This window comes from Prevotella sp. P6B1 (genome assembly GCF_000702825.1).
Lineage (GTDB): Bacteria > Bacteroidota > Bacteroidia > Bacteroidales > Bacteroidaceae > Prevotella.
The window spans coordinates 87,031-101,478 of record NZ_JNKF01000011.1 but is presented as its reverse complement, the minus strand read 5'-3'; the positions used below and the strand labels follow the sequence as shown (position 1 = coordinate 101,478).

Here is a 14,448-nt window from a genome sequence, read left to right as displayed (position 1 = left end):
CTGTATTTCCATTACATATTATTTTTCAATTACTGCGAAGAGGCTGAAAGTGGAATCCACATCCAGAACACAGAGCCTTTTCCCTTTCCTTCAGAAATCACGCCGATATCGCCGTGACAGGCATCTGTGAAGGCCTTACAGATAGAAAGACCGAGACCTGTACCCTGCACAAAATCATCGACTTTGAAGAAACGATCGAATATCCTGGGCTGAGACTCTGGTACAATACCATCACCCGTATCTTCACAGTACACATACAAACCCTCAAGCTGTTTGCCCCCGACGGTTCTGGTCTCCGTACGGTAGCCCAACTTGATATGCCCCTGATGGGTATATTTCACGGCATTGGTCACAAAGTTGGTGATGACCTGCGACACACGGTCGACATCTACCTTGATAGGAAGTGCGGCATAAGGATTATCCTTAACGAACTCCACACCAGGCTCCTGCACTCTGGGGCGCAACGACTCAAACAACTCATTAAACGCCTTGGAGAAATCCACTTCAACAGGCTTGATATCCATCTGTCCCAACTCCAGCGAAGAGGCTGTCAGTATATCGTTGATCAATCGCAGCAGCATGTCGCAGTTATTCTTGACAATCTGGATGACTTCCTTTTTCTCTTCCTCCCCTGTCAGCGACGACAGCACTTCTGTGAAGCCCACAATCGCATTGATAGGAGTACGTATCTCATGCGTCATATTCGCCAGGAACAGACTTTTCATCTGCCCTGACTCCTTGGCACGCATCGTCTCTTTGCGCAGCTGATCCTGCTTGCACATCAAGTCGTTGATGTTTCGCCACACGCCGAATGCTCCCAACAGCTTTCCATGCTCGTCGAATTCCGGGATACAGTTAATCTGCACCCACTGATTCTCAGTGGAGCTCTGCGTCACTACAGGATACATCTGACCTACATATACCAATGGTTTCTTCAGGACCTCCGAGGGGTTCGACAGGGCCTTGACAAACTCATGCTCCTGATCCACGAATATCTTCTGCATCTGTCGCAGGTTGAACGAACGCGCCACAGTGTTCAGACCATTATAGAACTCCAGAGTATCACGCTCCAGACTGATGCGCCACGTCTGCATCTTCGATGCCTCGAGCATATAGCGCAACTCGGCCTCGTAGTTCTTGATGGCCTCGTTCATCTTCTTCATTCTGGCATCGTTCTCCATCACGTTGAGATACATGTTACGTTCCTCAGTCACGTCGTTGGCCGTCACGGAGATATACATCAGTTTATCGTTCTCATCGTAGATGGGGTGAACACTTATTTCCAGAAAAACACGCATATTGCGCTCAGGAACGATACTCAACGAGCAGGCCCAATAGTCTTCTGGATGCACACGATCCAGCACCTCGTTGAAAGGCATCATATCAAAGAGGTTCACCTTCGAGAAGAACTCATCGCTCGTATCGCTATCGAAATGACAGATCTTACGCATGATCCGGTTGGCATCGATAAGCCAGCCTTCGGGCGAATAGAACGACATGCCGATGATGGAATTCTCGAAGATCGATTTGTATCGCTCCGACAGCTGCTCCACCTCGCGTTCCTTCTGCTTCACCTCCGTTTCATCCGTAAGCGTGGCAATGATGTTCACAGGCTTTCCGTCTTCATATTCGGCAATAGCACGACCATACATATCGTGCCAGTCAGGCTTACCTTTTCCTGTATAGTTGTAGTCCCAGCGATAATGACAATCGGCCACCTTATCGGTGCCGTTGCTCAGGCGTTCTATGAAGGTACGGAACTTGTCACGGTCGTCAGGATGGATATAAGTATAACATTCCTCTATACCCACATTATTGCCGAACATCGCCTTACCATGCAGGTCGTACACAATATTGTCCTTCAAGTCAAGACACATCACGTGGTTGCCGCTGATAGTAAGCGCCATCATCATGACCTGCTGCTCGTCAAACATGATATTCATCTTCATACCTTAAATTACATTGTTCCTATACCCTTTTCTTTTCAATCTCAGAGGCTGTGCAAGGTATCGACACCCATACACTCGTGCCCTTACCGTAGTCAGACTGTATCTCGATGGTACCACCCATCTGCTTGGTCAGCAGCTGAGCGATAGGCAGGTCGAGGCCAGAGCCAATCAGTTCGCCATTCGCATTACGTGCGAAGTTATGATCGAAGATGTGGGGCGCAACCTCTTCCGTAAATCCAGAGCCTGTATCTTCAATGCGGATTGTCAGTTCGCCACGATGATACTCGTAGCTGACAGTAATCGAGCCGTGCTCAGTCATGACACAGGCAAAATAGCATAGACGCTGGATGACCATCGCCAAATGACTGCTATCTATATCAACTACCAGTTTGTTGTAGGGCTGCACCACGACAGGCTGCACACCAGGCTTGATGCTCGACAGCGCATTCTGGCAATACCCTTCAAAGTTAAAGGCAAAATCCACAGGCACCTTCTTATATTCCTCCATATTGGCCTCCAGTCGGGAGATGTAAAGGATATCGTTCACCACCAGCAGCAGCTCGTTGGTACTATTCTTAATCTGGTCGATAAAGAAAGGCTCGTCGCTCTGGTCATGATCGCCGGTAAAGAGCCCAGCATAGCCAATGATGTTATTCAGCGGTGTACGTATCTCGTAGCTCATATTCGTCAGGAAGGCCTGCTTCAGCACCTCCGTCTCCTGCGCCTTCTTCGTTTCTACAGCCAATCGCTGCTCCGTTTCCACCACATCGGTAATGTCACGATACGTGCCGAAGTAACGCTCCACCTCTCCCTTTTCATTCAGCATAGGCACCATATTGAAGAGCAGCCATATCTGTCGGCCCTTCTTGTCGCGTATCTCAATCTCAATGGCCTGCACAATGCCGCGTGTAGTCAGGTGGTCCATCCTGTTCAGCACACTGTTTACCGTTCTGCGGAAACGTGGTGTAGCCAGACGGATACAGCGCAACTGCGACATACATAGCCTCTTTTTCGACTCACGGTTGATGAGTTCGAACGTATAAGAGTGAGGATAATAGTTCACCAGTTGCACACCGCTCACGCTCAGGGCATAATCGATGTTGGCGATATACTGCTTGATACTGTCGGTACCCTGCTGGAGTTGCTTCAGACCGTTCTGCAGGCGATGGTATGAGTTCACCATCTCCGAGATGTCGTGTCCCGACATATAGACACCCTCCAGCTCCCCCTCGTCGTTGCGGATGGGGTTGATGGTCGATTCATAATACATCTTACCTGTCAGTCCGAACTCCTCCAAACGGTATTCTGGCAGACCGAAGTCGCGGAAATCAATAATACTGCCTGTCAGCGTATTCGTCATCTCATTCAGCGGTATCTGACTGTAGAAGGGGTTGTTCTTCAGGAGGAAGCTGCCATCGAGCACCTGCTCACGGCTTTTCACGTTAAAAGACTTACAAGCACGCTCGTTCAGGTCGGTCAGCACGCCGTTCTTGTCGTAGTACAGCATATCGAGCAGCGACGAGTTGAATATTGTGTGGTAACGCGCCAGCAACTCATTGATCTTCTGCTGTCGTTGATACTCCTCAGTCACATCGTGCTGAATAGCCATCAACGAGGTAGGCAGTCCGTCGTCGCCTCGGCTCATCACCGAGAAAGATATCTCGTAATGTCTGCAGTCCGATTCCTTATCCGCCCTACTGCGTGCACTCACCTTGCCCGTATCCATCTTGCCTTCACAAATGGCGAAGACCACATCACGCATATGATCCACGTCGTCACGATGGAAAAACAGCGCAAAATCGGCAGGGTTATATTCACGCTCATAGTTACCTGCTTCCGACAGGTAACAAAGATGACGCGACGCAGTATCGTAAAACCACAGACGCAGCTTACTGGTTTTCATGATAAGAGCCAGACGGGCCTTCTGTTTCATATTGCCAATTTCTTCACTCATTAGCTATGTAATAGCAGTTTTTAGTCTTACATTTACTGCAAATATAGCTCAAATTCTGCACATATTGCCAAGTTGAGTTCATTTTTAAGTTTTATTTGCATTTCCTATTTTCAAAACATTTGGATGTTTGGAGTATTTTGTCTATTTTTGCAGCAGAACAAACAAACATCGTTGTATGACAGATAAAAACAGAAAGGTACTCGACCAGATCAAAGCAGTTGCACGTGAGTCTGCCCCCAAAGGCAGTCTGGTCATTCTGTTTGGTTCCAGAGCGAGAGGCGAAGCAAAAAGAGGTTCCGATTGGGATATACTGATTGTTCTTCCCAAGAGCCGCCTGGAACAGAGCGATTACGATGATGTCAGTTTCCCCTTTGTTGAGTTAGGTTGGAAACTCAACGAGCAAATCAACCCCGTTATGTACACCAAAGCCGAATGGGAAGCCAGCAGCATTACCCCATTTTACGATAATGTGGTACGTGATGGCATAAACCTTATATAGTATATGGCTAAGGATAATAATTCAGCAGAAAAGATTGCAAACAACATGACTTCATCGATGTTGATTCATCCAGGTGAGATGATTAAGGATGAGATTATGGCGCGCGGCCTTACCCAAAAGGATTTGGCCCAGCAGATGGGAGTATCATATACAGTGTTTAACGAGATATTGAATGGTAAGCGACCTGTTACAACAGAGTATGCCCTTTTGCTGGAGGCTGCACTTGGTACAGATGCCAATATCTGGCTTGGCTTGCAGGCAGACTACAACATGCAGAAGATGAAGCAGGACAAATCATTCATGTCTCGCTTGGAAAAAATTCGCAAGATCGCAGCTATTTTTTAACCCTCAGTATATAGCTTATCTTTCTCGAAGGTGATGCCTTCGTAGAGTTCTTGTTTGCCTTCGTAGCTTTGGGGAAGGAAGTGGAGGCGGATGCCAGTAAGGATTTTGAGTTACTATAATTCTTCGAATGGAACAATCTCATAGAGATGCTCCAAGAAATAATCTACAGCATCACGGAGGGGAGTCAGATCGTTTTTAACCACATCCCACACCATATTATTATTTATATCGAAATAACCATGGGCTATGTGGTCGCGCATACCTTTTACAGCCTTCCAAGGAATTTCAGGACGAGCAGTCAACAATTGTCCTTGCGTTCGCTCGTCAATACGTTTAAATCCTTCGCCAATTGCCTCAATCAGCATGCAATCTGCTGCTAAGGTCTTAGCCCCTTCTGGCGAAGTAAGCATATCGTTGACATCACCAAACGGAGCATTCCACAACTCCAAGTTGCGGATTGATTCGCGGATCTGCTTTAGCGTATCCTCGACGATTCTAAGCTGCTGTAAAGATATCGATGCCATCGCGTTCTATTTGTTCGCGGAAGAATGGACGCAGGTTGTCGTGATCCTGAATCAGGTCGACTTTGCACCCCAAAAGTTCCTCTAAATACTGAGCAGCCAAAATGTAGTTGAAGAATTTGGCTGGCATGACTACAAATAGGTCAATATCGCTACCATCGTGATGATCGCCACGAGCCACAGAACCAAAAAGTCGCATGCTTACAATTCCGAACTGCTGCTGCAACTCAGACTTGTGCTCTCGTAACAGAGCGATGTACTCTTGCGACGTTTTCATTTTTACTGCCTCTATTAATATTTATCACCGCAAAGATAAGGAGAATAATCGAAAGTTCCAAACTTTTCTGCAAATTTTTGATTTATAATCATTCCTCTGTATAGAGTTTGTCTTTCTCGAAGGTGATGCCTTCGTAGAGTTCTTGGTGGCCTTCGTAGCTTTCGGGGAGGAAATGGAGGCGGACGCCACGGATATGCTTTTTGGCCTTAAAATCTTTGAGATTGTCAACCTTCTCGCTTTCAATCTCGAGTTTCATCATGCCCCAGTCTGGCAGACGAACACGATCGCCCTCACGCAAATGTGAATTGACAACTGCGGCAACACTCGATAAGACGCCAAGTACATTGGATGTATGGGTACCCATGCGCTGGGCAGTTTCCTTGATGAGCTGTTTGCTATCTACGGTATGATAGTGGTGGAGCCTGGGCGATATCAGTCAGCTGTTAGCCAACCGCTATGCCAACTTCGACCCAGAAACACCCTTCCAAAAGATAGGCAACGCCTTGAACGATGTGCAGTTCAACTTTAAGAGTAAATGCAAAACCAACCACATAGAATACTGGTTGATTGAGAAATAAAGCAAAGAGGATATGCCTGATACTCAGACATATCCTCTGTTTTAATTAAAGTGGAGCTGGAGGGAGTCGAACCCTCGTCCGCACAAGGAAACCATACGCTTTCTACACGCTTATCTTGGCCTTCATTTTCGAGCTGCAGCAAGACCCAAGCCACCAACTGCAACCTTATCTCCTAAAGCTTCATCCCTGCATCGGAGCCTACATGGACTATTTCCGATTTAACCTGCGCCGCTTGATCTCTGGATTCGGAACCACATCCTCGGAGCGACGTCTCGTTCCTCTACCTTGTAAAGGAATAAAGCCAGTAATCTACTATACTTCGATTAGGCAGCGAGAGCATACTCATTGTTGCCAATTATAATTTCCTTGACTCAGATTATGGAGGGAACCAAAGAAGCCTCCGCGTGCTTACGTACCATTTCATCTCGCCGTCAAATCCAGTCAACCCCAAGATGAAAATCGTCGTAACGAGAAACGCTCGCTTGCGATTTCGCCTGCAAAGATAGCACTTTTTCCGCTACAAACAATATTTTTAGCCATAAATTTAGTATTTTTGCCCTCAAAAAACAATAAAAAGCGCCACAAATAGTTATTATAATAAATATGTACGTATAAAATAAACTCAACGATATGAAGAAGTTATTTGCACTCATTATACCACTCATGCTGGCAGCTACAGCCAGCTGGGCACAATCGGGCATGACCGACAATCAGGTGATGGACTACGTCATTGAGCAGAATACCAGAGGTAAGTCGCGTCAGGAGATTGTCACCCAACTCATGCAGCGTGGCGTTACCATCGACCAGATACGCCGCATCCAGAAGAAGTATCAGAAGCAGGTAAATAACGGTACATTGGGAGGCAAGGATATCACAGCCGGTTCGAAGGATGTGAAGAGTCGCATGCGCGAATCGAACAGCGAGAAGCGCGAAGAACAAAAGGCGCTCGACAAGAAAAACGCCTCGCAGTTCAGAATTAAAGACACCAAAAAGAATAATCAGATACAGAAGCATACATACGACGAATATGATGCCGACTATATGGAGATGGACGATGCTATCGACTTTATGATGCCCGACTCTCTCAAATACTTCTACGAGAAAGAAAAGCCAGAGAAGCGCAAGATATTTGGTCACGACGTGTTCAACAACAAGAATCTGACCTTCGAAAGCAGCATGAATCTTGCCACACCACAGAACTACCGGCTGGGACCTGGCGATGTGGTAAATATCGACATCTGGGGCGCCTCGCAAGAGAGTGTCACAGAAACCATCTCGCCCGATGGCACCATCACCATCGACGGCATCGGACTCATACAATTGGGCGGGCTCTCAGTAAGCGCTGCCAAGGCCAAACTGAAACGTGTAATCGGGCCACGCTTTTTAGATTCGAAAATAGAGCTAACCCTTGGACAGACTCGAACCATCACCATCAGTGTGATGGGCGAGGTAAAGGTGCCTGGCACTTACACCATGTCGGCCTTTGCCTCTGTTTACAATGCCCTCTACATGGCTGGCGGACCTAACGAAATCGGTACTCTGCGAAACGTCAAAGTATTCAGAAACGGGCGATTGCTTTCAAACGTCGATGTCTACGATTTCCTGCTGAACGGCAAGTTGACAGGCGATGTTCGTCTGCAAGATAACGATGTAGTAACGGTAAGTCCATACGAAGCACTGGTAAACATCACTGGAAAGGTGAAACGCCCTATGTACTATGAAATGAAGCACAACGAGAGTGCAGCCACCCTACTCCGCTATGCAGGCGGATTTACTGGCGATGCCTATACCAAAGCTATACGTATCAATCGCAAAGCTGGTCAGCAATATTCCGTATTCAGTGTTGGCGAGTTCGATCTGAATACTTTCAAGCTAATGGACGAGGACTCCGTAAGCGTCGACTCGACCCTGGCCCGCTATCAGAATATGGTCGAGATTAAAGGTGCTGTATTCCGACCTGGCATGTATCAGGTAGGCGGACAGATTTCAACAGTCAAGGCATTGATCGAAGCTGCCGCAGGGCTTAAAGAAGGTGCAATCTCACAACACGCCGTAATGCATCGCATGAAGACAGACCGCACCCTCGAAGTGAAAAGCCTCGACATCAGAGGCATCCTCGAAGGCACCGTGCCCGATGTCGCCCTACAGAACGAAGACGTCATCTACATCGCCAGCTATCAGGAGCGAAACGAGCAGAAAACCGTTACCATCAATGGTGAGGTGGCCTATCCTGGCGTTTACAGATATGCAGAAAACGAAACCATCGAAGACCTGATTCTGCAGGCCGGAGGTCCTACTGAAGCAGCCTCACTGGTCAAGGTCGACGTAGCCCGTCGAATAGTCGACGCCAATGCCACAGAAGCCACCGACCTGATAGCCCAGAACTTCAGTTTCAAGCTGAATCCCGACTTCACCATCAGCGACCAGCCCGACTTCACCCTCCAGCCATACGACGAAGTATATGTACGCCGTTCGCCTAACTATACTGAACAGCAAAACATCACTATCGAAGGCGAAGTGCAGTTTGAAGGCATCTATGCCCTATCCGACAAGGGACAGCGACTGAGTGACGTCGTCCGTCTGGCTGGTGGTCTGACCAATCGGGCTTACACAGAAGGCGCCAAACTGCTACGTCTGATGACACAGGATGAGCGCGACATGATGGAAGTAATGCTTCGCACAGCCCAGCGCAACTCAGGCAAAGACTCTATCGACGTGAAAAAACTACTCACCAACGCCACCTATCCCGTTGGTATCGAGCTGGATAAAGCCCTGAAGAACCCAGGTAGCGATGACGACCCCATACTGCGCGAAGGCGATCGTATAGTAGTACCACGCTACGATGGCACCGTAAAGATTAACGGCGAGGTGCTCTATCCCAACACCGTACGATTCAAGGAGAATAAAGACGCCAAGTATTACATCAATCTGGCAGGTGGTACCACATCGACTGCCAAGAAGAGCCAGACCATCATTATCTATATGAACGGTATGGTGGCCAAAGCCGATCGTAAGCACAAGCCTCGCCCAGGCTGCCAGATAGTAGTACCCACCAAACGCGCCCGTCGCGGCTTAGGCCTCCAAGAGTGGCTTAGCATCGGCACCAGCGCCGCCTCTCTCGGCACCATGATAGCCACCATCGCAAACCTGACAAAGTAAAAGAAAGCGAAATGAGCCTATCAAGTAGCCAACAACGTTCTATCCTACTGAAGAAGAACATTATAGCGTCCTTTTTAATAAAAGGATGGTCGGCTCTTGTCCTATTACTCATGGTTCCTGCAACACTTCATTGCCTGGGTGTCTACAAGAATGGAATCTGGCTAACCATCAGCAGCATGTTGGTATGGATAGACAATATGGATGTAGGATTAGGCAATGGATTACGAAACAAAGTTGCAGAATATATGGCTCATGATGACACATATCGTACCAGGCGAATAATATCGTCGACCTTTGTCTTGTTAATATGTATTATCATCCCTATCCTGTTTGCTCTTATAGCTCTCATTCTTGCATGTGACACCTACAGTTTTTTCAACGTTTCACCCTCGATAGTTGACAATCTCGACCAAATACTGATAGTCACATTATTATTTGTTTGCACCTCTTTTGTTTTTAAATTGATAGGCAACATCTACATGGGACTTCAGTTGCCAGCCATCAGCAATCTGTTAATAGTCATTGGTCAGTCATTAGCCCTTATTGGCACTTATATTGTCTATTACAAAGGAAGTCATTCCTTAATGCAGATTGCCTTAGTCAACACTATTGCTCCTCTTGTTATCTATTTATTATCTATACCATATACATTCTACTATAAATACCCACAACTGCGTCCTTCGCTCAAGTTTGTTGATCTGACTGAAGCAAGAACTATTATCAAAACAGGATTGCATTTCTTTATCATTCAGATATCAGGGATTATACTGTTTGCAAGCTCCAATCTGCTCATCTCTAAGCTATTCTCACCTGACATGGTGACACCATATCAAATCACCTATCGCTATTTCAGCATCATGCTTGTTGTATTTACTGTCATATGCATGCCATTCTGGAATGCGACTACTGATGCCTATGAGAAAAAAGACATGCAATGGATACGACAGGCTACCAAGAAATTACGAATCATGCTGATAGGCATACTCATCGGTATGATTATCATGATACTCGTCTCGAAATACGTTTATGCCATATGGATTGGGCAGATAATAAGCATCGACCTCAATATGAGCATTATCATGGCTTGCTACATCTTTATTCTGATATACAGTATGCGTTACAGCTATTTTTTAAATGGTTTGGGTAAGTTACGCCTTCAATTGTATTTCTCAACAGGTGCAGCAATTGTTTTTATTCCATTAGCATATTTAGTAACATCGTTGACCCACAATATAATATGGTTTATTGCAGTCATGTGCTTTGTCAACATACCTGGTCTGATAGTAAACAGAATGCAATTCTGTAAGCTCATCAACCATAAAGCGAAAGGGATATGGGCATTATAACAAGTTCTCACAATAATCAAAATAAAGAAATGACTACAGATTCTAAGAAACAGCTAAGTGATATGAGTATCATCGATATGATCCGATTGATACTAAGCTATAAGAGGCTATACTTCATTACATGTGGTATTGCATTCATATTTGGAATAATTGTATCATTCAGTATTCCAAAACAGTACAAGTCAAGGGTTATGCTTTCGCCAGAAAGTAGTAATGGAACCAACTCATTAGGTGGCCTCAGCACATTAACCTCATTGATTGGTGCCGATATTAATTTAAGCGAAGATGCAATAAGTCCCATGTACTATCCTAACATCTTAAAGTCAAAGAAGTTCATTGTCAGCATCTTCGACATTCAGGTAACGTCGCTTGACGGCAGCCTTAAAACAACATTATACGAATACTGCAAGAGTCATCAGAAAGAACCTTGGTGGTGCATGTTGAATCCAATGAAATTATTATCAAGCAATAATAGCGCCCCCCAATTATCGGAAAAGGTTAAACCTTCGAACTATCTTTCACAAGAAGAATGGAAGATAGCCGAACAAATAGAAAACATGTTAACATGTAAGCTTGATCCCAAAGATGGTTTTATCACCATCACAGCCACAGCTCAAGACCCACTCATTAGTACAGAATTGGTTGACTCTGTAAGCAACCGCCTGCAGTCGTTCATCATAAATTATCGCACATCAAAAGCCAGACACGACGTAGCCTATCTACAGGATCTATACAACAAGGCAGAAATAGAATATGATAAAGCCAGAATACGATATGCATCTTATTCTGACGCACATGATAGAATCTCAATGAAATCATATTCAACAAAGGAGGAAGAACTCGAGAATCAGATGCAGATAAAATTCAACATCTGCACACAGCTATTACAACAACTTCAAATTGCCAAAGGAAAAGTATTAGAACGTACTCCTGTCTATGCTGTTATTGAACCAGCCATAGTCCCTATCAGGAAATCCTCACCCAAGACGATGCTTATCACATTAGCCTTTATGATTATAGCGTTTATGGGCACATCCGCATGGATTCTATATAAATATGATGCTTAAATTAGGGAAAATAAACATAAAGGATATCATACGCTTTATTGGGAACGCTCTGTTTCTGATGCTGATATTCGTAATCCTTATTGACCCAGCCAACACCTTACTGCATAAAAAAGACATCCTGTTTATATTGCTAACAGCATTCTGCATTATCTTTTATAAGCCAGACTTCTCAAAACTGCCTTTAATCTGCATGATGTTCCTGGCAGTTTTAATACCTTGGCTAATAGCCGCAATAAATATGAGGAATATTGATACCGAAGATGTACTACATATTTTCAAGTCAATCTCCCCTATCATTCTGCTGCTATGGGTACGCGAGTTTGATTTATTAAACCTTTCGCGCATTCCTACCCTCTTCTGCTGTATATTAATGGATACTTTTTTCTGTCTGATATTAATATTTCCTGAGGTTGAAGGAATATTATACAATACTGATTCTATTGAGAATGAAAGCATCTTCATGACAAGAAGATGGTTCTGGGGGCACGAATTCTTTTTAATGTACCTCAAATCAACAGTGGCAATGTTCTTGGTGGTGACATTCTACTTCTACAAATTTATCGATAAGCGTCTTAGAACGTTTGGTTCATTTCTGACTTTTATTTTCATACTATTCTATTTCCTATTCAGCGGCACACGTAGCACCATGCTGATACCATTCTTTATCATAGGTATATGTTTATTCAGTATATATAGGAATAACCCTCAAGCAAAAAGAATATTCTATCCACTTTTCTTCATTGGTGCTATCATATTCGTATCTACAATTCTGATTCTGGCCAGCGAGACACAAGAGTATTCAAATGCCATCAAATACGGACACATCGTATCCTATATCGAATTATTCGAGAACAATCCTTGGATATTAATCACTGGTCAAGGACCTGGAGCCAACTTCTTTACAGAAGGTTTTGGTAGCTGGGTATTTCAAACCGAGTGGTCTTATCTTGATCTTATACGCTGGTTTGGATTATTCTCACTACCAATTATTGGTGTGTTTGCCTTTCCTCTTATTTCATTATGGAAATATCGTGCAGATAATCTGACCTTTTCTCTTTTCTGGACCTATGTAGCTTATCTTGCGATAGCTGGTACCAACCCTCTATTATTATCGTCCACAGGAATGTTAGCACTACTGATTGCATATTCATACAGGGAGAAAATCACCAAACAATTCAGCACTACACAATGAGAGAACAAGTCGGCATCTTAATGGCAACATATAATGGAGAGAAATATATAAGAGAGCAAATTAACTCCATTTTGTCACAGACATATGAACTGTGGCACCTCTATATACACGATGATGGCTCAACGGACCAGACCTGTAGCATCTTGCAAGAATATGCAGAAAAGCATCCCAATCAGATCACCTTTCTCAACTATCCTCCCCAAGGAGGAGCCATGAAGAATTTCATGAGTTTATTGGAAAGAGTAGATGCAACTTATTATATGTTTTCAGACCAGGATGACGTTTGGAAAAAAGACAAGATAGAAAAAGAAGTTGAGCAAATGAACAGCGAAGAGCTCAAATATGGAGGAAACAAGCCTATCATTGTTTTTTCTGACCTTTTCGTTGTTGATTCCCAATTGAACTTGATATCAGAATCCTTTCTGAAATATTCGGGCATCCATCCTGAATTCCTAACATCCTTCGACGAGTTAGCTGCATCCAACCTTATTACAGGTTGTACGATGCTGTTTAATCATGCTGCCAAAAAGAGTATTCAATATCCATACACGTCAGCAACGATGCACGATACGTGGATTACACTATGTACAGCAAAAGCTCATGGAGTATTATCCTATTTATCAGAACCTCTTGTATATTATCGTCAACACGGCAATAACACATTAGGTGCTGTTAACATTAAACATCTAACCATTTCATATAGAGTACGCCACTTATATCGCATTCTGAAACTCAACAAAGATACCTATTGTATGATGCGTGCTTTAGGATATGGTTCAATTATAAAATACATATACAACAAATTAAGATACAAATACAGAACAAACAAGCGCTTATGATCTCTGTTTGCATTGCGACATATAATGGTGAGAAATTTATTCGTCAACAATTGGAATCCATATTACCCCAATTGTCGATGAATGATGAGATTGTTATATCAGACGACCATTCTACAGACAATACAATAGAAATCATCAAATCACTCAAAGATGCACGCATCCATCTATATTTCCATGAAGCGGATATTCACGCCATGTTCCACATTGATAGAAGCACTCACAACTTCGTTAATGCATTATCGCATGCGAATGGAGATATTATTTTCTTAGCAGACCAAGATGATTTCTGGCTGCCCAACAAGGTGGAAACCACAATTCAACAACTCAAATCATACGATCTGGTTATTTCGAACTGCATCATAGGGGATGAGGCATTAAATACAACGGGCAAGATGTATTCAGACATCAGACCCTTCAAGACTGGCGTACTCAATAATATAATTAAATCTCATTATCTGGGGTGCTGTATGGCCTTCAGAAAAGATGTATATCAGAAAGCACTTCCTTTCCCCAAACATGGAGTGGCACACGACCTTTGGATTGGATTAACAGCAGAACGTTTTTTCAGGGTTGGTTATATAAAGCAACCACTCGTTATTTACAGACGACATACAGGAACCGTAACGTATAGTGGAAAAGAAAACAAGACTTCATTGGCATTTAAGTTAAAATATCGATTACTTATTGTTAAAGCACTTATCTCACACAATAATATGTAAGGC

13 protein-coding genes and 1 other RNA gene are annotated in these 14,448 nt (G+C 44.1%); 8 read left to right on the top strand and 6 right to left on the bottom strand.

Features of this window, described 5'->3' with window-relative positions; all coding sequences use genetic code 11:
• Positions 1 to 29 precede the first annotated feature (29 nt).
• On the bottom strand, positions 30 to 1,949 hold the full coding sequence (locus T495_RS15085; RefSeq protein WP_051651850.1) for a PAS domain-containing sensor histidine kinase: 1,920 nt from the start codon (positions 1,947 to 1,949) through the stop codon (positions 30 to 32).
• 19 nt (positions 1,950 to 1,968) lie between these two features.
• Positions 1,969 to 3,903 (bottom strand): PAS domain-containing sensor histidine kinase, encoded by a 1,935-nt coding sequence (locus T495_RS0104415; RefSeq protein ID WP_033147766.1) that lies wholly within the window; start codon positions 3,901 to 3,903, stop codon positions 1,969 to 1,971.
• 175 nt (positions 3,904 to 4,078) lie between these two features.
• Here T495_RS0104415 and T495_RS0104410 point away from each other — a divergent pair, with 175 nt between their 5' ends.
• Positions 4,079 to 4,402, top strand: a complete 324-nt coding sequence (locus T495_RS0104410; protein WP_033147765.1) for a nucleotidyltransferase domain-containing protein — start codon at positions 4,079 to 4,081, stop codon at positions 4,400 to 4,402.
• Between the two features lie 3 nt (positions 4,403 to 4,405).
• Positions 4,406 to 4,747 carry a HigA family addiction module antitoxin gene (locus T495_RS0104405; protein ID WP_033147764.1) on the top strand — a complete coding sequence of 114 codons (342 nt, stop codon included), beginning with the start codon at positions 4,406 to 4,408 and terminating at the stop codon, positions 4,745 to 4,747.
• Between the two features lie 113 nt (positions 4,748 to 4,860).
• Here the strand turns inward: T495_RS0104405 and T495_RS15545 are convergent, their stop codons facing one another.
• The 4 genes from T495_RS15545 to ssrA form a co-directional block, all read right to left on the bottom strand.
• On the bottom strand, positions 4,861 to 5,271 hold the full coding sequence (locus tag T495_RS15545) for a DUF86 domain-containing protein (RefSeq protein WP_081832015.1): 411 nt from the start codon (positions 5,269 to 5,271) through the stop codon (positions 4,861 to 4,863).
• On the bottom strand, positions 5,243 to 5,545 hold the full coding sequence (locus tag T495_RS0104395; RefSeq protein WP_033147763.1) for a nucleotidyltransferase family protein: 303 nt from the start codon (positions 5,543 to 5,545) through the stop codon (positions 5,243 to 5,245). The genes T495_RS15545 and T495_RS0104395 overlap by 29 nt, the downstream gene beginning before the upstream one ends.
• A gap of 88 nt (positions 5,546 to 5,633) precedes the next feature.
• A complete protein-coding gene (locus tag T495_RS0104390; RefSeq protein WP_255347594.1) occupies positions 5,634 to 5,978 on the bottom strand; it encodes an HU family DNA-binding protein in 345 nt (114 codons plus the stop codon).
• Between the two features lie 193 nt (positions 5,979 to 6,171).
• Positions 6,172 to 6,572, bottom strand: a transfer-messenger RNA (tmRNA) gene (gene ssrA, locus T495_RS15540).
• A 181-nt stretch (positions 6,573 to 6,753) separates the two neighbouring features.
• Here ssrA and T495_RS0104385 point away from each other — a divergent pair.
• From T495_RS0104385 to T495_RS0104360, 6 genes are all read left to right on the top strand, one after another.
• On the top strand, positions 6,754 to 9,282 hold the full coding sequence (locus T495_RS0104385) for an SLBB domain-containing protein (protein ID WP_033147761.1): 2,529 nt from the start codon (positions 6,754 to 6,756) through the stop codon (positions 9,280 to 9,282).
• Positions 9,283 to 9,743: 461 nt separating this feature from the next.
• Positions 9,744 to 10,628: a lipopolysaccharide biosynthesis protein gene (locus tag T495_RS0104380; RefSeq protein ID WP_231495054.1), complete on the top strand. Its 885-nt coding sequence runs from the start codon at positions 9,744 to 9,746 to the stop codon at positions 10,626 to 10,628.
• Positions 10,629 to 10,819: 191 nt separating this feature from the next.
• A complete protein-coding gene (locus T495_RS0104375) occupies positions 10,820 to 11,695 on the top strand; it encodes a chain-length determining protein (RefSeq protein WP_197020344.1) in 876 nt (291 codons plus the stop codon).
• Positions 11,685 to 12,887 (top strand): hypothetical protein, encoded by a 1,203-nt coding sequence (locus T495_RS0104370; RefSeq protein WP_033147759.1) that lies wholly within the window; start codon positions 11,685 to 11,687, stop codon positions 12,885 to 12,887. The genes T495_RS0104375 and T495_RS0104370 overlap by 11 nt, the downstream gene beginning before the upstream one ends.
• Positions 12,884 to 13,726: a glycosyltransferase family 2 protein gene (locus tag T495_RS0104365; RefSeq protein ID WP_051651847.1), complete on the top strand. Its 843-nt coding sequence runs from the start codon at positions 12,884 to 12,886 to the stop codon at positions 13,724 to 13,726. The genes T495_RS0104370 and T495_RS0104365 overlap by 4 nt, the downstream gene beginning before the upstream one ends.
• Positions 13,723 to 14,445 (top strand): glycosyltransferase, encoded by a 723-nt coding sequence (locus tag T495_RS0104360; protein WP_033147758.1) that lies wholly within the window; start codon positions 13,723 to 13,725, stop codon positions 14,443 to 14,445. Before T495_RS0104365 ends, T495_RS0104360 begins: the two co-directional genes overlap by 4 nt.
• The last annotated feature ends 3 nt before the right edge of the window (positions 14,446 to 14,448 follow it).

Coding starts and splice junctions, on each gene's coding strand:
- T495_RS15545 (WP_081832015.1), bottom strand. CDS start 5,271: ATGGCATCGATATCTTTACAGCAGCTTAGAATCGTCGAGGATACGCTA.
- T495_RS0104365 (WP_051651847.1), top strand. CDS start 12,884: ATGAGAGAACAAGTCGGCATCTTAATGGCAACATATAATGGAGAGAAA.
- T495_RS0104415 (WP_033147766.1), bottom strand. CDS start 3,903: ATGAGTGAAGAAATTGGCAATATGAAACAGAAGGCCCGTCTGGCTCTT.
- T495_RS0104410 (WP_033147765.1), top strand. CDS start 4,079: ATGACAGATAAAAACAGAAAGGTACTCGACCAGATCAAAGCAGTTGCA.
- T495_RS0104360 (WP_033147758.1), top strand. CDS start 13,723: ATGATCTCTGTTTGCATTGCGACATATAATGGTGAGAAATTTATTCGT.
- T495_RS0104370 (WP_033147759.1), top strand. CDS start 11,685: ATGATGCTTAAATTAGGGAAAATAAACATAAAGGATATCATACGCTTT.
- T495_RS0104375 (WP_197020344.1), top strand. CDS start 10,820: ATGCTTTCGCCAGAAAGTAGTAATGGAACCAACTCATTAGGTGGCCTC.
- T495_RS0104385 (WP_033147761.1), top strand. CDS start 6,754: ATGAAGAAGTTATTTGCACTCATTATACCACTCATGCTGGCAGCTACA.
- T495_RS0104395 (WP_033147763.1), bottom strand. CDS start 5,545: ATGAAAACGTCGCAAGAGTACATCGCTCTGTTACGAGAGCACAAGTCT.
- T495_RS15085 (WP_051651850.1), bottom strand. CDS start 1,949: ATGAAGATGAATATCATGTTTGACGAGCAGCAGGTCATGATGATGGCG.
- T495_RS0104405 (WP_033147764.1), top strand. CDS start 4,406: ATGGCTAAGGATAATAATTCAGCAGAAAAGATTGCAAACAACATGACT.